Here is a 17,628-nt window from a genome sequence, read left to right on the forward strand (position 1 = left end):
AAATGTATGAATTCAATCGATAAACTGTTTTTGCTCGATGCATACGCACTGATATATCGGGCTTATTATGCGTTCATCAAGAACCCGAGAATCAACTCAAAAGGATTCAACACTTCGGCCATTCTAGGCTTTGTGAATACCCTGGAAGAAGTACTCAAAAAAGAGAATCCCACACACATAGGGGTGGCCTTCGACCCGTCGGGACCTACCTTCCGCCACGAAGCCTACAAGCAATACAAGGCACAGCGCGAAGAGACGCCCGAGGCCATCCGCCTTTCCGTACCTATTATAAAGGATATCATCCGCGCCTACCGCATCCCCATCCTCGAGGTGGGCGGCTATGAAGCGGACGACGTAATAGGCACGCTTGCCACCGAAGCCGGACGGCAGGGCATCACCACCTATATGATGACTCCCGACAAGGACTACGGACAACTAGTATCAGCCAATGTCTTCATGTACCGTCCCAAGCACACCGGCGGATTCGAGATTATGGGCACGGAAGAGGTAAAGACGAAGTTCAATATACAGTCCACGGAGCAGGTCATCGATATGCTCGGGCTGATGGGAGATGCTTCCGACAACATCCCCGGCTGTCCGGGTGTGGGCGAGAAAACCGCACAGAAACTGATTGCCGAATTCGGCAGTATCGAGAATCTGCTGGAACACACCGGGCAACTGAAAGGCGCACTGAAAACGAAAGTGGAGACAAACCGGGAGATGATTACCTTCTCCAAATTCCTTGCCACCATCAAAACGGATGTCCCCATCCGACTCGACATGAATTCGCTTGTCCGGGAAGAGCCGAACGAAGAAGAACTCCGCAGGATTTTCGAGGAACTGGAATTCCGTACGCTTATCGACCGAGTACTCAAAAAAGGAAACGGCGACTCTTCCTCCCCCACCCCAACCTCTCCGGCCCCCGACCCCTTTGCCGGAACTCTGTTTGCCCAGCCGCAAATCTCCACTCCCGAAAACAGTGTCCCCGTTCAAGGCGATTTGTTTGCAAATTTGGCGGGCGAGTGGACGGGCGCTTCCGAAAATTCAAATCTGAAGCGGTTAGAAATGCTCGATGTGGATTATCAACTCATTGATACAGAAGAAAAAAGAAGGAAAACTATTCAAAAGTTACTTACAAGCAAAATTCTCTCAATAGATACCGAAACCACCGGAACCGAACCGATGGATGCCGAACTCGTGGGAATGAGCTTCAGCGACGCTGAAAATCGGGCGTACTACGTACCCGTGCCTGCTGAACGAGAGGAAGCCTTAAAAATTGTAAATGAGTTCCGCCCACTCCTCGAAAACGAAAAATCCATGAAAGTAGGACAAAATATCAAGTACGATATGATTATCCTCCAGAATTACGGAGTCCGGGTGAAGGGCAAGCTTTTCGACACCATGCTTGCCCATTACGTGCTTCAACCCGAACTCCGGCACAACATGGACTATCTGGCGGAAATCTATCTGCACTACCAGACCATCCACATCGACGAGCTGATTGGAGCGCGGGGCAAAAAACAGAAGAACATGCGCGACCTTCCGCCCGAAGACGTCTACCGTTATGCCTGCGAGGATGCAGACGTCACCCTCAAACTGAAGAACGTACTGGAAAAGGAGCTGAAAAAGCAAAGTGCCGAACATCTGTTCTACGAAATAGAGATGCCGCTCGTGCCCGTACTTGTCAATATAGAGAGCAATGGAGTACTGCTCGATACGAAAGCATTGAAGCAGTCGTCCCAGCACTTCACCGTCCGCCTGCAGGAGATTGAAAAGGAAATCTACGGGATGGCGGGAGAAACGTTCAATATCAGCTCTGCCAAGCAGGTAGGCGAGGTGCTCTTCGACAAGCTGAAAATCGTGGAGAAAGCCAAAAAGACCAAAACCGGGCAGTACGTCACTTCCGAAGAAGTGCTGCAGAGCTACCGCAGCAAGCACGAAATCATCGGAAAGATACTCGAGTACCGCGGACTGAAAAAACTGCTGAGCACCTACATAGACGCCCTGCCCCAACTCATCAATCCGCGCACGGGACGCATCCACACCTCCTTCAACCAGGCGGTGACAGCCACCGGACGCCTCAGCTCCAGCAACCCCAACCTGCAGAACATCCCCATCCGCGACGAAGACGGAAAGGAAATCCGCAAGGCGTTCATCCCCGATGACGGCTGCGAGTTCTTCTCTGCCGACTACTCGCAGATAGAGCTGCGCATCATGGCCCATCTGAGCGAGGACAAGAACATGATAGACGCCTTCCTCAGCGGGCACGACATCCATGCCGCCACCGCTGCCAAGATATATAAGGTAGATATCGGCAACGTAACCGCCGACATGCGCCGCAAGGCAAAAACGGCAAACTTCGGCATCATCTATGGCATCTCCGTCTTCGGACTGGCTGAGCGCATGGATGTTTCCCGCCAGGAAGCCAAAGAGCTGATAGACGGATACTTTGAAACCTATCCGCAAGTCAAGGAGTACATGGACAAAAGTATCCAAGTGGCACGCGAAAACGGCTATGTGGAAACCATCTTCCACCGCAAGCGCTTTCTGCCGGACATCAACTCAAGAAACGGAGTAGTCCGAGGCTATGCCGAACGGAATGCCATCAATGCTCCCATCCAGGGAAGTGCCGCCGACATCATAAAAGTAGCCATGGCACACATCTATCAACGTTTCCAAGCTTACAATCTGAAAGCAAAGATGATTTTGCAAGTCCACGACGAATTAAATTTCAGCGTTCCAGAGGCGGAAAAGGAGCTTGTGCAGAAAATCGTAATCGAAGAGATGGAGCAGGCATATCGCATGCACGTACCCCTGAAAGCCGATTGCGGGTGGGGAAACAACTGGTTGCAGGCACACTAAACAGCCCAATAACTTTATTTAACTTACAATCAGAAAGCAACAGAAGCAATCCTTTCCAAATACAGTTTGCTCATCAGAATATCCGGTAACCTCGCTACCGGATATTTTTTGTTCACCTATCTTGCCAAAAGGGAAGCATAGCGGGCTCCTCAATAATAACAAATTGATAAAATTTAATCCAATATTTATATTTATGTCAATTTAATACGTACCTTTGCAGCGAAATAAATGACATATTTATAGAAAATAGAAAGTTAAACAGAAAAAGACATAAGGCCATGAAAGCAAAAGTATCTTTAAAAACAGTGATTATTTCAGCACTCCTCTTAGTTTGCGGATTAAATGCATCAGCCGACAATAAGAGCAACTTCATTTACAATTCGGAAGAAGTAAATGGCATGAAAGTGGCAGAGACCGTATACAAGATGGACGGAAACACGCTCGCCAACTATATGAAGTATAATTATAAGTACGACGACCAGAACCGCATGACAGAAAGCGAAGCCTTGAAATGGAACAGCACCAAGAATGCATGGGGTAACGACATATGCATCCGTTATGCCTACCAAGGCAAGACGATGACTACCACGTACTATAAATGGAACAGCAAGAAGGGTGAATATGTACTGGTTCCCGAGATGACGGTAATCATGGACAACCCCAACATGTAACAGACAAATTCTCTTTTAAAGTAAAATATTCGAGTCCTAAACCAACCAAAACCTTTTTATACATAGAGAGCCGGAGTACGCGAAGTATTCCGGCTCTCTACCTTTTCCGTTCACCTCGAAGGCTTGGTGATATCAGTCTTCATATTGGTTCCTTATCGGGTCGTCATACCGCTCCTGCAACTTCAGCATCTCCTGTTTCAACTGCTTCGTAATCTCTTCCGTACCGGGCTTTCCGAAGATATTGTTCATCTCGCTCGGGTCGGTCTGCAAGTCATACAGTTCCCAGCAATCCACATCATTATAGAAGTGAATCAGTTTATAACGGTCGGTGCGCACGCCATAATGACGGCAAACGGAATGCTCGGCAGGGTATTCATAGAAATGATAATACAAGGAACTACGCCATTCGGGCACTTCTTCTCCCCTTAGCAACGGCAAGAAGGAAACTCCGTGCATATCTTCGGGCACCTGTACGCCTGCCAGGTCAAGAATAGTGGGACCGTAGTCTATGTTCTGCACCATCTCGTCAACATCCCCCTTCTTGCCACCGGGCAGACGCACCAGAAGCGGAGTACGGAATGACTCCTCATACATGAATCGCTTATCGAACCATCCATGTTCGCCCATATAGAAGCCTTGGTCGGAAGTGTAGACAATCATGGTATTCTCCAGTAAACCGTGTGCTTCCAGATAATCGAGTACGCGGCCCACGTTACGGTCTACGGAATGTATGACGCGCATGTAGTCGTGCATGTATTGCTGGTACTTCCACTCTGCCAGCGCTTTTCCTGATAGTTTGTCTTTCTTGAACTTGGCGATAATGGGGTCGTAATGTTTGTCCCACACAGCTTTCTGTTCGGGGTTCAATGCGTTATACAGATAGCGACCGTAGCCTTCCAGCCCGGTATTGGTATGTATTTCATTCTCCTTGTCGGCCATTTTCAGGTCATAGACCAAATCCATGTCTTCGATAATGCTCATCTCTTGCTTGGAAGCCGGAATACGCCCCTCATATTTGTCATAGAAGTTCTTGGGCATAGGATACGTCACATCTTCATAAAGGTCGAGGTCGCAGAGGTCGGGCATCCAGGTGCGGTGCGGTGCCTTATGGTGAATGAAGAGGCAGAAAGGCTTGTTCTCATCGCGAATACTGTCCATCCAGTTGAGGGCAACATCGGTAACAATATTTGTTGCATAGCCTTCGCGCTTCAGCTTCTCGCCATTGCGTATGAAGGTGGGATTGTAGTAATCTCCCTGCCCTACCAGGATGTCCCAATGGTTGAACCCCGTAGGCTCGGAGCCCAAGTGCCACTTCCCAATCATGGCTGTCTGGTAGCCGGCCTGTTGCAGAAGCTTGGGAAAGGTCTGCTGGCTACCGTCAAACATGTTTCCGTCGGCATTGTCGGTATAACCGTTGGCATGGCTGTGCTTGCCTGTAAGCATGCAGGCACGGCTAGGTCCGCTCAACGAATTGGCTACAAAACTGTTGGTGAAGCGCACTCCCTCGTTAGCTATCCGGTCAATGTTAGGTGTTTGCATATAACGCCGGTCGTAGGCACTGATTGTCTGGAACGAATGATCGTCGCACATGATGTAGACAATGTTCATAGGTTTCTTAACCTCTTCTTTTTTCATGTTCTTGCAGGAAGAAAATGAGGCGGTTGCCACCGTTCCCGTAAGGCCATACATGAGAATTGATGTCAGTTTATTCATACTATCTATAAATTTAATGTAACACGAAATACAAAATATCCCACGCAAAATTAACAGAAAACAGCTGAAAATACATACTTTTGCAAAGTATATTACAATTTTTTCCTGTAACTCTTCTGATTCCTTTAAATGAAAGACGTCGTGACATCATATAAATCAGAAAAAGCATGATACCCGAATCCCACTGCAGACAGAGAGTGGCACTACCAGCGGTTCTGCCGGCATCTTACGGAGAAATACGCCCCCGGCGGTTACCTGAAGCTCCGGTTTCCCGAGGGCAAGAATGCGGAACAGCTGAAGAAACTCCGGGCTATCCTTGCGGACAAAGATGTGTTAAGGCAGATCTTCAACCGGATGTTCGAAGAAGAGAAGCAATAAATGCAAACCAATCACTGCCTTTCCACAATTCTGCCATCCAGCAGATAAATGATTCGATGGGCATAGCCCGCATCCCTTTCCGAGTGTGTGACCATAACGATAGTCGTTCCTTCTTCGTTCAGCTTTTGCAGCAAGGACATCACCTCGAGTCCATTGGCGGAGTCCAGATTGCCGGTCGGTTCGTCTGCCAGAATCAGCGGACAGTCCGTCACGACGGCACGGGCAATGGCCACCCGTTGCTGTTGCCCTCCGGAAAGCTGTTGCGGGAAGTGTCCGGCACGATGAGCGATGTTCATTTGTTGCAGCACGTCCGTCACTTTCCGCCTCCGGTCCGCTTTCCGCATCCCCAGATAAATCAAAGGTAGCTCTACATTCTCGAATACCGTCAACTCATCTATCAAGTTAAAACTTTGGAAAACAAAACCGATATGCTTCTTGCGGAAATCGGTCAGTCGGCCTTCACTCATTCCGGTCATCTCCTTGCCGTCAAAAAGATAACGGCCGGAGGTCGGGAGTTCAAGGGTTCCCAAAATATTCAGCAACGTGGACTTCCCACATCCCGACGGCCCCATGATGGCCACGAACTCACCAGGCTTGATGGCCAGGTTCACACCGCTCAGTGCTCTGGTCTGTACGTCTTCGGTTGTGAAGACCATAGATAGATTCTCTGTCTTAATCATTTTTTTATGTATTTAGATTATTCATTCCGCAAAATATGCATCGGCTTCAACCGGATTACACGCCAGACTTGATAGCTGACCGTCAGCAAGGCAATACCCAGCATCCCTGCAAAGGCAACGGCATAGCCCCACCAAGGCAACGACACACGGAAGGCATAGCCCTTGAGCCATTCATTCATCAGTATGACAGAAACAGGAGTCCCCAACACTGCGGCCCATACGGTAAGTTGCAGCAACTCACGGGTCAGGAGCTTGAAAAGGCTCTTCTTGTCGGCCCCCAGCACTTTCCGTATTCCCACCTCACGAACACGGGCCAGGGTAGAAAAAAGAGCCATAATCCACAGGCCCAAACAAGCCACGAATATCGCCAACAAGGCCGCACACGTGAATATCCAACTGAAATTGCGGTCCGACTTATACAACTCGTAGTTATAATCGTCTAATTTGAAATAAGAGAAGACCGCCGACGGAAAGTAGATCCGGTAAATCCGTTCTATCCCGGCCAACCTTTCCGGAGTTATCCCAGCCTCCATTTTGACCGATATATAAGGAGTGGCTATAATCGGAACACGCTCCTTCATGAAAAACATGATGGGCTTATAGGGTTCGGCAAGTGACTGCTGATGGTAATTCCTTGCCACACCAATCACTTCGAGCGGCTCTTTCAGCACTTCCATGGCCAGCTGCTTGCCCAAAGCCTCCTCGGGAGAAGTATATCCCAGCAACCGAACAGCCTCTTCATTCAGCACCACCTTGTTGAGTTCATTACCATACTCCTCGGAAAATCCACGTCCACAAAGCAATTCCGGCGCATAAAGCGTCAGGTAGTCGTAATCGACGGCAAACATCTGTATGAGCTTCACTTCCGAAATGTCGCTTCCGTAAGGACGGTTGGTAAAATAATTCGCCACCTCCACGCCCGGCACGGCACCTGAAACGGACACTCCGCTGATGTAGGATTCCTGCTCCAGCCTTTTCTTGAAGTTTTGCATCCTGACGGTCATCTCATCTGCCAAAGCAGGATGTTTCAAGACCAATACCCGGCTCAACGAAGCAGAAGCGGTCGCCTGTTGCATATAGTCTATCTGACGGGCCACGACAAAAGTACCCGATACCAGTATGAAAGAAGCCATGAACTGAACGACAATCAGCAACTTACGCATCCTGTTGCCTTTGCGGCTATGCAGCAGCTTTCCCCGCATAATATCCGAAGGCTTGATATGCGTGAGCAAAAAGGAGGGATAGAACCCGATGAACAGAACCCCGACGGCAAATATCAGGATTGTCATGGCCCAGCACTCCGGCGATGCCGACACACCGGAAGCAAAATCCCGCCCGGCCCAGCGACAAGCAACCGGCAGCAAGACTTCCAACCAGCCAAGTGCCAAAAACAAAGCCGACAGGTTCAACAACCCTGACTCCAACAAGCCCTGAACCACAATCTGGCGGCGCGAAGCCCCGAAGACCTTGCGGAGCCCGAACTCCCTGCCACGCTCCAGATAGCGGGCAATAGTCAGGTTCAGCGCGTTCACCCACCCTATCAGCAGCAAGGCCACAGCCATCACCGAAAGGATACGAACGGCTGTCCGACTTCCTTTTTCCTCTTTTTCATACGATTTGCGAGGGGTCAGGTGAATGTCCTTCAGAGGAATCAGCTCCACCCGCCAATCCTTGTGCTTCAAGGCCGCCGTCTTATATTTCCCGGAGATGGCACGAAAGGCTTCTTCCACCTCCCGCGGATTCTTGTCCGGCTCCAAACGCACGTACGTATATACCCCGTGAATATACCAGATGTCGCGCCGGGCTTCGGGAATGGACGAATAGGAAAGCAAGAAATCATAACGCAAATGAGAGTTGCAGGGCATGTCTGCCATGACTCCCGTAACTTCGAAATGCTGTTCCGACGAAGGGGTCTTGAAAGAGAGAATTTTGCCTATAGGGTCACTGTCGCGGAAGTAGCGACGTGCAGCACTCTCCGTAATCACGGCCGTATGCGGACGAACCAGCTGCCCCTCTTCTTTTCCTTTAATGACAGAAAAATTGAACAGGTCAAAAAAAGAGGGTTCCGTATAGCAATAACGTTCTTCGATGAACTGACGGTCACCGTACGTCACTTCCTGCTCACGGTCTTGTGCGGTAACCCTTACATACTGCTCGATACCGGGAATCTCGCGGTGCATCACGGGTGCATGGCCAAATGCCGTTGTGGCCCAATTGTCCGTCAACACCTCTCCTTCATAAAGGCGGCTTTCCACGCGGTAGATTCGTTCACCGTCGTGAAACGAATCGAAGCTCAACTCAAACCGTACATAAAACAAAATCAGCAAAGCCGCACCGATGCACACGGAAAGGCCCAATACATTCAGGGCAGAAAGCGATTTTCTGACCCGCTGGCTCTTCATAATCTGAGAGAAATAGTCCATTATCGTAAATTTAATCGTTCGTTCTTGCCAAATAAGTCATATCCCGAGATTATGACTTTCTCGCCCGAATGCAGCCCGTCCAGTATTTCGTAGTACAAAGGGTTCTGGCGACCTATGCGTATCGGACGACGGTGGGCTACCGTTCCGTCTTTGTCCACCACGTAGACGTACCCGCCTCCACCGGTCTGGTAGAAGCTTCCACGCGGAATGATAACAGCTTGCGTCGGGTCGCCTAGCTGCAAGTCGATATGGCAGGTCTGCCCGGCAAGGATATTGCCGGGGCGGTCGGCAACAAAGTGCAGGTCTGTACGAAACTGGCCGTTCTGCACTTCCGGATATACTTTTGCCATTACCATGTCATAGCTTTTCCCTTCACGTTCGAAGCGGGCACGGAGTCCGGGCACGATGCGCTCCACGTAATGCTCGTCAATCCGCGCTTCCACTTTCAGTTCCGGAGTAATGATTTGTCCGATACGCTCGCCCTGCGAGATAGACTGCCCCACCTGAGCTTGCACATTTCCCAACTGCCCGTCAACGGGAGCCTTGACATTCAAGTTCTCCAGACGTTCGCGCACCAGCACAAGGCTCTTCTTCATGTTCCGGATATTCTCATTCAGGCTTTGCAGCTGATTGTCGCGTAACAAGGAATCCTGCCTGATTCTTTCATCCACGACTCCCAACTGCTCCAAAGCCGCGCGGTAGTCTTCCCGGGCCTGCAGATAATCCTCGCGCGACACCAGCTCTTTCCGGTACAATCGTTCGTACTGCCCGGAACGGCGTTCCTTGCGCACCAGTTCCTTGTTCAAAGTAATACGCTCCTGGCGAAGGCGGAGATGTTCCTGCTCCATGTTGAGACGGGTGTTGCGGAGTTCATTCTCCTGATAAGCCAAATCTGCCTCGCTTTGCAAGATGCCGATGTTCAGCAACGGATTACTCAGCCGAAGAATCACGTCTCCGGCCTTCACTTGTGCTCCCTCCTCGACCGGTCGCTCTTCCACACGTCCGCCTTCTATGGCATCCAGATAGATGATATGATCGGGGATGACTTGCCCTACCACACGGATGTAATCGTTGAATTCGTCTTCTCGCACCGCAGCAATCGTCACACTATCCTTATCCACGTTCATGGAAGAAGAAGTGTCACGGAAAACTATCCACAACAAGCCTATGCAACCCAGAACCGAACCTAGGACGACTTGAAACGGGAAACGCTTCTTCCGCTCTATTTTCGTATCCATTCCGTTGAAATCACTAGAATTCATCATTCGTTTCTTTTTGATTGAATATGAGAAGCTGTTTGGATTTTCTTATAAGCATTTTCCAAGTTTAAACAAAATCCAAGCAACTTCCGAAATTTGTTACTCATTCTAAAAATGTCCCTGCCTGGTAGAATCGTACCATCCTGCTTTTCAAGTCATGCTGCAAGCCCGTTCGCACCACTTCTGCTTTGGCCTGCATGTACCTGTTCCGCTTTTCCAGCAACTCGAACACCGACACCATGCCTTCCTTCCATTTATCCTCGCTTTCTTCCCACGTGATAGCAGCTGCGCGGAGTTGCTCGTCGGCCCGAAGGCGCTCGTCGGACGTAGCCCGGAAGGAAAAATAAGTATCATGCATCTCTTTATAAAGGGACAGGCGTTGCTGTTCATTCTCATTGCGCACTTGCTGCAAGCGGAGTTTCTCCTTCCTTATATTCTTGAGCCGGGACAATCCGTCAAACAAGGGTAAAGATACGCATACTCCGATATACCGGCTCTTGTTATTGTTCCATTGTTCGCAGAACGGCACCGTTTTTCCGGACTCTTCCTTCTCCGTATCATAATATCCGGAACCAAGGTTAAACTCCATCCGGACGGAAGGCCACAAAGAACCGCATGCCACGGCCACCAGTTCATGAGAGGCCTCCTCTCTCATCTTCATTACATTAAACTCCGGAAGGGAGGACTCGGCGCTTGCACAGAGGTCATCCAAGCTTAGAGAAAGGGAAGCATCCGGTGTGCCCTGCCCGTCTGCCACACAGACTGACAAGGTATCCGTATCTTTCAGCCCCATCAACTCCTTCAGGGTTAATAGAGAGAGACGACAATTGTTTGATTTCACCGTTTCCTGATAAATGTCGGCTTGCAAACGTGCCTTCACTTCTTGCAAGTCGGAGCGGGAACGCAACCCCAAGTCAATGTAGGCAAGCATTTGCTCGTAATAACGTTCACTCTGTTTCCGCTGTTTCATGGCGAGTTCATACAGTTTCTCGTCGAAACAATAGCAATAAAACGCTTCAAGTACCCTGAAGGCTACCCCATTTTCTTCCATTTTTTCCGTAAAGGCACTCATTTTTCCATTCAGCTTATAAAACTGCAATCTATTGATGCGCGCAAACCCTTCAAACAAAGAGAGAGAAAGGTTCAGGCCAAAGGAGTTTTCAAGAAAAGACTCGGAAGTATATTGGTTCGTGCGAGGATCTACCGAACGTCCCTCCCGCTTGCCCGACGCACCGGTAATCTGTATCGACGGCAGGAAATCTCCGTAGCCCGCCGCTACATCCGTGCGGGCCATCTTCGAATCCAACCGACGGTTCCGTATCCGGAAATTATGTTCGACGGCATAACGCATGCACTCCTCTACGGTCCAACCGGACTGTGCCCTGCCAACCTCCGGCATCCAAATACCGATTGACAACAGAACCCATAAACCACGTTTGATTGTTATTCTCGCATTCATATCCAACAACTCGCTACTTATAGACTTATCTCCACAATACAAACCGCATGCCAAACATACAACATACTAATAAATAGATGATTGCAAATCAATCAAACAAAAAACCGTCTATCATTTTGACGCCGCACCGTCCAATCTTTTGACACATTCTTTAACCGACACTTCATTCCGAGTATCAGAGACAACTTTATCGGTATTACAGTAACACTTTATCGGTGTTACAGCACCACTTTACCGGTGTTACAGCACCACTTTATCAGCATTACAGTAACACTTTATTCTTAATAAAGAAGTGTAAAGTTAGAAGTAATTGATTATCACCGCTATACAAACAGCAACAAAATGCCCGATATTGAGAATGCTTTTCTGTCTTTACGAGGAACATAACCAGCTTAAATTGCAAAAGTGTCAAATAATTAGACGATTTTTTGCCGGGCACTTGCAAAACCCATACCTTTATTCCCAAAAAAGAACCTATGCACCCCGGAAGAATCCTAATCGCAGACGACAATAAAAGCGTATTGACCTCCCTTGAACTGCTTTTGGAAGGTGAGTTTGAAAGAGTGGAAACGATATCCGACCCCAACAAGATAATCACTGTCCTGGACAAACATTCCATCGATCTGGTCATTCTGGATATGAATTTCTCCGTGGGAGTCAATACCGGCAATGAAGGACTATTCTGGCTCCAGCGCATCCACGAAACCGTACCGGAATTGCCGGTCATCATGTTGACGGCTTATGGAGATATTGACCTAGCCGTGAAATCACTGAAGAACGGAGCCGCGGATTTTGTGCTGAAACCCTGGGACAACGAACAATTAATCAATAAGATACATACCACTTTACAGGAAAGCAGGCTCAAGTCGCCCACCAAGTCCGTACGAAGCGCCCACGGACCTGCGATGATTATCGGCCGTTCGCCTGCGATGATGAAACTGATTAAAACAGTAACCAAAGTGGCAAAGACCGATGCCAACATACTAGTCTATGGCGAAAACGGAACAGGAAAAGAAATGCTGGCGCGTGAAATTCATCGCCTCTCGCTCCGTAGTCCGCATGAGATGTATCAGATAGACATGGGGGCCATCAGCGAGTCACTGTTCGAAAGCGAGCTGTTCGGGCATGAGAAAGGAGCTTTTACAGATGCACATGAAAAAAGGGTGGGCAAATTCGAAGCAGCCAACGGAAGCACGCTTTTTCTGGACGAGATAGGAAATCTGTCGCTGGGACTGCAGGCAAAGCTGTTGGTCGCTTTGCAGAACAGAGAAATCATGCGCCTCGGAAGCAACAAGAAAATCCCGATTAACATACGGCTGATTGCAGCCACCAACCGCAATCTGCAAGAAATGGTCAGGCAGTCGCAGTTTCGTGAAGACCTGTTCTACCGCATCAACACGATACAAATAGAAATCCCCCCCTTGCGGCACCGGAAAGAGGACATCGCTCTCTTCGCCAATCATTTCCTGAAAAAATATGCCGACTTGTATAAGCGGCCAGGACTCACCCTGCATCCCCAAGCCCTTCAGAAACTGGAAAGCCACCCTTGGCCGGGGAACATCAGGGAATTGCAATATGCCATTGAGAAAGCGGTGATTCTGACGGAAAAGAGTGTAATCAGAGCCTCCGAACTTTCCCTACACGTCGGCAGGACCCATTCTTTCGACAAAGTGACCAATCTGGAAGAAGTGGAAAGGCAGGCCATTCTGGCAGCCATCTCCCAGAACGAAGGAAACCTGACAGCGACAGCGGAACAATTGGGAGTAAGCAGGCAAACGCTGTACAACAAGATAAAACGTTTCAATCTCTGACCGTATATGTTCAGCACTCGTCTATACGTACGTATTCTATCATACGTAATACTCATTGTCCTGGCAGCCACATCGGGATTTGCCGGCATCATTTCCGGACGGGCCGTCATCCTGGGAACAGTGGCCCTTTGCACAGCCGCCTGGCTCATCGGAGCTCTTGTGCATTATCTGAACGCCTACAACAGAAAAATAAGACTGTTTCTGGATTCCATAGCCGACAACGAATCCACGCTCTATTTTCCAGAGCATGCAGCCAACCGCGAACAGTTCCATCTGCATGCCTCGTTCAACAGGATATACACATTGATGACAGCCTGCAAGAAAAAAGAGTTCGAACGCGAACTCTATCAAAAAGAATATGAATCATGGAAGAAATTGATGCGCGTATTGACGCATGAAATCATGAACTCCATCACTCCCGTCGTATCACTTTCAGATACGCTTCTTTCTTATTTTCAGGCAGACAATGTCCGCAAATGCGCAAAGGATATGACTGATGCCACCATCGGAAAGACGATACGCGGGCTGGAGACAATAAAAAGCCAAGGACAAAACTTGATGTATCTCACCGAATCTTACAGGCAGTTTGCTTGCCTGAAACAGCCCGAAGCCAGATTCTTTTCCCTGACAGACCTGATACTGGACATTCGGACACTGTATCAGGAAGAGATGCAACTTCGGCATATCGGATTCTCGGTATGCTGCCTTCCACCCGAGATACAGATTCATGCAGATGAGAAAATGCTGTCGCAGGTATTGATTAATCTGATAAAGAATGCGATGCAGGCCCTTGACGAGCAAACCGACGGAAGAATCCGGATAAGAGTGGAGACCCAAGAAAAGCAACTGTATATAACCGTAACGGACAACGGACCCGGCATCCCCTCCAACCTGGCAGAAGACATTTTCATCCCTTTCTTTACGACCAAAACCACCGGAACGGGAATCGGCCTGAGCCTCTCACGCCAAATCATACGCATGCACGGCGGAGAACTGTCCGTTACCTCACAGCCTTATTGCGAGACTTCATTCCTGATTTCCTTACCCATAGATACCCGCCACCCGGGCAGATGAAAAACACCCGAAAAGCGAAGCTAAGCCACCCCTCGGCACAAAAAATGAACAAGTTCATTTTATTCTGCCCGCGGTTTGCATTATCTTTGCATCCAATTAACTGAACAATAACTAAAAAACAAGATAACACTATGGCATTAAAAGCTGGTATCGTGGGCCTTCCCAACGTAGGAAAATCCACTCTTTTCAACTGCTTGAGCAGCGCAAAGGCACAAGCGGCAAACTTCCCGTTCTGCACAATCGACGCCCAAATGGGGCAAGTGTCCGTACCCGACGAACGGCTGACGAAGCTCGCCGAGCTGGTTCACCCGGGGCGTATCGTACCCGCCGTGTGTGACATTGTCGACATTGCCGGGCTGGTGAAAGGCGCCAGCAAAGGTGAAGGACTCGGCAACCAGTTCCTAGGCAACATCCGCGAGTGCGATGCCATCATCCACGTGCTGCGCTGCTTCGACAACGGCAACATCGTCCACGTGGACGGCTCGGTGAACCCCGTGCGCGACAAGGAAATCATCGACACAGAGCTGCAACTGAAAGACCTCGACACCGTGGAAAACCGCATCAAGCGCGTGGAGAAAATAGCCAAGGTGGGTGGCGACAAGGCAGCAAAGATAGAATACGAACTCCTGCTCCGCTATAAAGATGCTCTGGAACAAGGACAAAGCGCCCGCACCGTCATTCCGCAAAACGACGACGAGGAACAATGCGCCAAACAGATGTTCCTGCTCACAACGAAGCCCGTGCTCTACGTCTGCAACGTGGATGATGTAAGCGCCGCCAGCGGCAACCAGTACGTGGAACAGGTGCGCGAAGCCATCAAGGACGAGGATGCCGAACTTATCATCATCTCCGCACAGACCGAAGCCGACATTGCCGAACTGGAGACATACGAGGAAAAACAGATGTTCCTCGAAGACCTGGGACTGAAAGAGAGCGGCTGCAACCGCCTGATTAAAGCTATCTACAGCCTGCTGAACCTCGAAACCTTCATCACTGCCGGAGAGATGGAAGTAAAGGCATGGACCTATCGCAAGGGATGGAAAGCGCCGCAATGCGCCGGCGTTATCCATACGGATTTCGAGAAAGGATTCATCCGGGCAGAGGTCATCAAGTATGAGGACTATATCAAGTATGGCAGCGAAGCCGCCGTGCGCGAAGCAGGAAAGCTGGGTGTGGAAGGCAAGGAGTATGTGGTGCAGGACGGAGACATCATGCACTTCAGGTTCAATGTGTAATGATATTCATTCCAGATGGCAAACAGTAATCTGAAATACCTCATAGCAGGTACCGGCGGCGTAGGCGGAAGCATCGCCGCCTTTCTTTCATTATCCGGCAAAGACGTCACTTGCATTGCACGTGGCGAACACCTTGCCGCCATACGCGAAAACGGATTGCAACTGCACTCCGATTTGAAAGGCGAACATTCTCTGAAAGTGGCGGCATTTACCGCAGAAGAATTCCAAGGCAAAGCAGACATCATCTTCGTCTGCGTCAAAGGCTATTCCGTAGACTCCATCACGGAACTCATCAAACGTGCCTCACACGACCGTACAGTGGTAATCCCCATCCTGAATGTTTACGGAACCGGTCCGCGTATCCAGCGGCTGGTACCCGGCGTCACGGTGCTCGACGGCTGCATCTACATCGTAGGCTTCGTATCCGGACGGGGAGAAATCACGCAGATGGGAAAGATTTTCCGGCTCGTCTACGGAGCACACCGCAACACGATTGTTTCCCGTGAAACATTGGAAGCCGTACAACGCGATTTGCAGGAAAGCGGCATCAAAGCCGAAATCTCCGACGACATCAACCGGGATACATTCGTCAAGTGGTCGTTCATCTCGGCAATGGCTGTCACCGGAGCCTATTACGACGTTCCTATGGGCGAAGTCCAGAAACCGGGCAAGGTGCGCGATACCTTTATCGGACTGTCACAAGAGAGCGCAGCCTTGGGCAAGAAATCGGGTATAGAATTCAAGGAAGACATGGTAGAGTATAACCTCAAAGTAATAGACAAACTCGCTCCCGAAAGCACCGCCTCCATGCAGAAAGACATGGCCAAAGGACATCAGAGCGAGGTACAAGGCTTGTTGTTTGACATGATTACGGCTGCAGAGGAACAAGGGATTGAGGTGCCGACGTATAGGATGGTGGCGGAGAAGTTCAAATAAACCGCCACGATGAATTGCCTAACGAGATTATTTCATACCTTTGTCCCGAACAACCCCGTAATTCAGTAATTTAATTCTTCAATAAATATGTTATCACTACTCACCATCAACTGGAATCCCGATCCCGAACTATTCAACTTCTTCGGCATATCCATCCGCTACTACGGTTTGTTATGGATTATCGGACTTGCTTTTGCCTACCTTATCGTGCAACGCCAGTACCGCGACCGCCGAATAGACGAAAAGAAATTCGAACCTCTTTTCTTCTATTGTTTCTTCGGCATACTGATAGGCGCTCGACTGGGTCACTGCATATTTTATGACTGGGCCTACTACCAGAACCACTTCGTTGAGATGATTCTCCCCATCAAGCAGACCGCCGCGGGATGGAAAATGACAGGCTATACCGGCCTTGCCAGTCACGGCGGCACGCTGGGACTGATTATCGCCCTCTGGATGTACTGCCGCAAGACGAAGATGCACTACATAGACGTGCTCGACACGATAGCCGTTGCCACCCCCATCACAGCCTGTTGTATCCGCCTTGCCAACCTGATGAACTCAGAAATCATCGGCAAACCGACCGACGTGCCTTGGGCATTCATCTTCGAGCGGGAAGACATGTTGCCTCGCCACCCGGCACAGCTCTACGAAGCCATCGCCTACTTCATCTTCTTCTTAGGGATGGTCTGGCTATACAAACGCGGACAGAAAAAACAAGAAATCAAGCTTGAAACAGACTTCAGCACCACCCACAGAAAATCAACTGCCGTGCAGGCCGGAGCTTCCCTGCCCTATCACCGCGGTTTCTTCTTCGGACTCTGCCTGACGGAGATTTTCACTTTCCGCTTCTTCATCGAGTTCCTGAAAGAAAACCAAGTGAACTTTGAAGACGGCATGACGCTGAACATGGGCCAATGGCTCAGTATCCCGTTTGTGATTGTCGGAGTATATTTCATGTGTTTCTACGGAAAGAAGAAAGCAAAATAAAACATGAGGGTGAATTCTAAGTCCTCTCCAAACAATATCTATAAAATCTTACCCAAGTTTACGAACATTAACGTATCCTTGGGTAAGTTTGTATATAGACATAACTACTCTTCAGAAGTGTATAGCTACTTCCTAAA

Annotated in this window: 12 protein-coding genes and 1 pseudogene; 8 read left to right on the forward strand and 5 right to left on the reverse strand. The window is 49.4% G+C overall.

What is annotated here, in order from left to right; genetic code table 11:
* Nucleotides 1-6 precede the first annotated feature (6 nt).
* Nucleotides 7-2,862: a DNA polymerase I gene (gene polA, locus HU824_RS08825; RefSeq protein WP_176468636.1), complete on the forward strand. Its 2,856-nt coding sequence runs from the start codon at nucleotides 7-9 to the stop codon at nucleotides 2,860-2,862.
* A gap of 278 nt (nucleotides 2,863-3,140) precedes the next feature.
* Nucleotides 3,141-3,533 (forward strand): DUF3836 domain-containing protein, encoded by a 393-nt coding sequence (locus HU824_RS08830; protein WP_136008769.1) that lies wholly within the window; start codon nucleotides 3,141-3,143, stop codon nucleotides 3,531-3,533.
* 132 nt (nucleotides 3,534-3,665) lie between these two features.
* Here HU824_RS08830 and HU824_RS08835 read toward each other — a convergent pair whose 3' ends face one another.
* A complete protein-coding gene (locus HU824_RS08835; protein WP_176468637.1) occupies nucleotides 3,666-5,246 on the reverse strand; it encodes a sulfatase in 1,581 nt (526 codons plus the stop codon).
* Between the two features lie 177 nt (nucleotides 5,247-5,423).
* Between HU824_RS08835 and HU824_RS20025 the strand changes: the two are divergent.
* A pseudogene (locus tag HU824_RS20025) lies at nucleotides 5,424-5,624 on the forward strand (phosphohydrolase); the annotation flags it as partial.
* Nucleotides 5,625-5,635: 11 nt separating this feature from the next.
* Here HU824_RS20025 and HU824_RS08840 read toward each other — a convergent pair.
* From HU824_RS08840 to HU824_RS08855, 4 genes are all read right to left on the reverse strand, one after another.
* On the reverse strand, nucleotides 5,636-6,304 hold the full coding sequence (locus HU824_RS08840; RefSeq protein ID WP_176468638.1) for an ABC transporter ATP-binding protein: 669 nt from the start codon (nucleotides 6,302-6,304) through the stop codon (nucleotides 5,636-5,638).
* Nucleotides 6,305-6,321: 17 nt separating this feature from the next.
* On the reverse strand, nucleotides 6,322-8,727 hold the full coding sequence (locus HU824_RS08845) for an ABC transporter permease (protein ID WP_176468639.1): 2,406 nt from the start codon (nucleotides 8,725-8,727) through the stop codon (nucleotides 6,322-6,324).
* Nucleotides 8,727-9,965 (reverse strand): efflux RND transporter periplasmic adaptor subunit, encoded by a 1,239-nt coding sequence (locus HU824_RS08850; protein WP_176468644.1) that lies wholly within the window; start codon nucleotides 9,963-9,965, stop codon nucleotides 8,727-8,729. The genes HU824_RS08845 and HU824_RS08850 overlap by 1 nt, the downstream gene beginning before the upstream one ends.
* Before the next feature lie 124 nt (nucleotides 9,966-10,089).
* The gene (locus tag HU824_RS08855; protein WP_176468640.1) at nucleotides 10,090-11,445 is read right to left on the reverse strand and encodes a TolC family protein; all 1,356 of its coding nucleotides are present in this window, start codon (nucleotides 11,443-11,445) and stop codon (nucleotides 10,090-10,092) included.
* A gap of 476 nt (nucleotides 11,446-11,921) precedes the next feature.
* On the opposite strand from HU824_RS08855, the gene HU824_RS08860 reads away from it, so the two are divergent.
* From HU824_RS08860 to lgt, 5 genes are all read left to right on the forward strand, one after another.
* On the forward strand, nucleotides 11,922-13,256 hold the full coding sequence (locus HU824_RS08860) for a sigma-54 dependent transcriptional regulator (protein WP_136008774.1): 1,335 nt from the start codon (nucleotides 11,922-11,924) through the stop codon (nucleotides 13,254-13,256).
* 6 nt (nucleotides 13,257-13,262) lie between these two features.
* Complete coding sequence (locus tag HU824_RS08865; RefSeq protein ID WP_176468641.1) at nucleotides 13,263-14,330, forward strand: PAS domain-containing sensor histidine kinase; 1,068 nt, start codon at nucleotides 13,263-13,265, stop codon at nucleotides 14,328-14,330.
* Nucleotides 14,331-14,461: 131 nt separating this feature from the next.
* The gene (gene ychF, locus HU824_RS08870) at nucleotides 14,462-15,565 is read left to right on the forward strand and encodes a redox-regulated ATPase YchF (RefSeq protein ID WP_136008777.1); all 1,104 of its coding nucleotides are present in this window, start codon (nucleotides 14,462-14,464) and stop codon (nucleotides 15,563-15,565) included.
* Nucleotides 15,566-15,580: 15 nt separating this feature from the next.
* The gene (locus HU824_RS08875) at nucleotides 15,581-16,501 is read left to right on the forward strand and encodes a ketopantoate reductase family protein (RefSeq protein WP_136008778.1); all 921 of its coding nucleotides are present in this window, start codon (nucleotides 15,581-15,583) and stop codon (nucleotides 16,499-16,501) included.
* Nucleotides 16,502-16,588: 87 nt separating this feature from the next.
* On the forward strand, nucleotides 16,589-17,491 hold the full coding sequence (gene lgt / locus HU824_RS08880) for a prolipoprotein diacylglyceryl transferase (RefSeq protein ID WP_176468642.1): 903 nt from the start codon (nucleotides 16,589-16,591) through the stop codon (nucleotides 17,489-17,491).
* Nucleotides 17,492-17,628 lie beyond the last annotated feature (137 nt).

The organism is Bacteroides sp. L10-4 (assembly GCF_013373675.1).
Classification (GTDB): domain Bacteria; phylum Bacteroidota; class Bacteroidia; order Bacteroidales; family Bacteroidaceae; genus Bacteroides; species Bacteroides muris.

Coding starts and splice junctions, on each gene's coding strand:
- polA (WP_176468636.1), top strand. CDS start 7: ATGAATTCAATCGATAAACTGTTTTTGCTCGATGCATACGCACTGATA.
- HU824_RS08830 (WP_136008769.1), top strand. CDS start 3,141: ATGAAAGCAAAAGTATCTTTAAAAACAGTGATTATTTCAGCACTCCTC.
- HU824_RS08835 (WP_176468637.1), bottom strand. CDS start 5,246: ATGAATAAACTGACATCAATTCTCATGTATGGCCTTACGGGAACGGTG.
- HU824_RS08840 (WP_176468638.1), bottom strand. CDS start 6,304: ATGATTAAGACAGAGAATCTATCTATGGTCTTCACAACCGAAGACGTA.
- HU824_RS08845 (WP_176468639.1), bottom strand. CDS start 8,727: ATGGACTATTTCTCTCAGATTATGAAGAGCCAGCGGGTCAGAAAATCG.
- HU824_RS08850 (WP_176468644.1), bottom strand. CDS start 9,965: ATGGATACGAAAATAGAGCGGAAGAAGCGTTTCCCGTTTCAAGTCGTC.
- HU824_RS08855 (WP_176468640.1), bottom strand. CDS start 11,445: ATGAATGCGAGAATAACAATCAAACGTGGTTTATGGGTTCTGTTGTCA.
- HU824_RS08860 (WP_136008774.1), top strand. CDS start 11,922: ATGCACCCCGGAAGAATCCTAATCGCAGACGACAATAAAAGCGTATTG.
- HU824_RS08865 (WP_176468641.1), top strand. CDS start 13,263: ATGTTCAGCACTCGTCTATACGTACGTATTCTATCATACGTAATACTC.
- ychF (WP_136008777.1), top strand. CDS start 14,462: ATGGCATTAAAAGCTGGTATCGTGGGCCTTCCCAACGTAGGAAAATCC.
- HU824_RS08875 (WP_136008778.1), top strand. CDS start 15,581: ATGGCAAACAGTAATCTGAAATACCTCATAGCAGGTACCGGCGGCGTA.
- lgt (WP_176468642.1), top strand. CDS start 16,589: ATGTTATCACTACTCACCATCAACTGGAATCCCGATCCCGAACTATTC.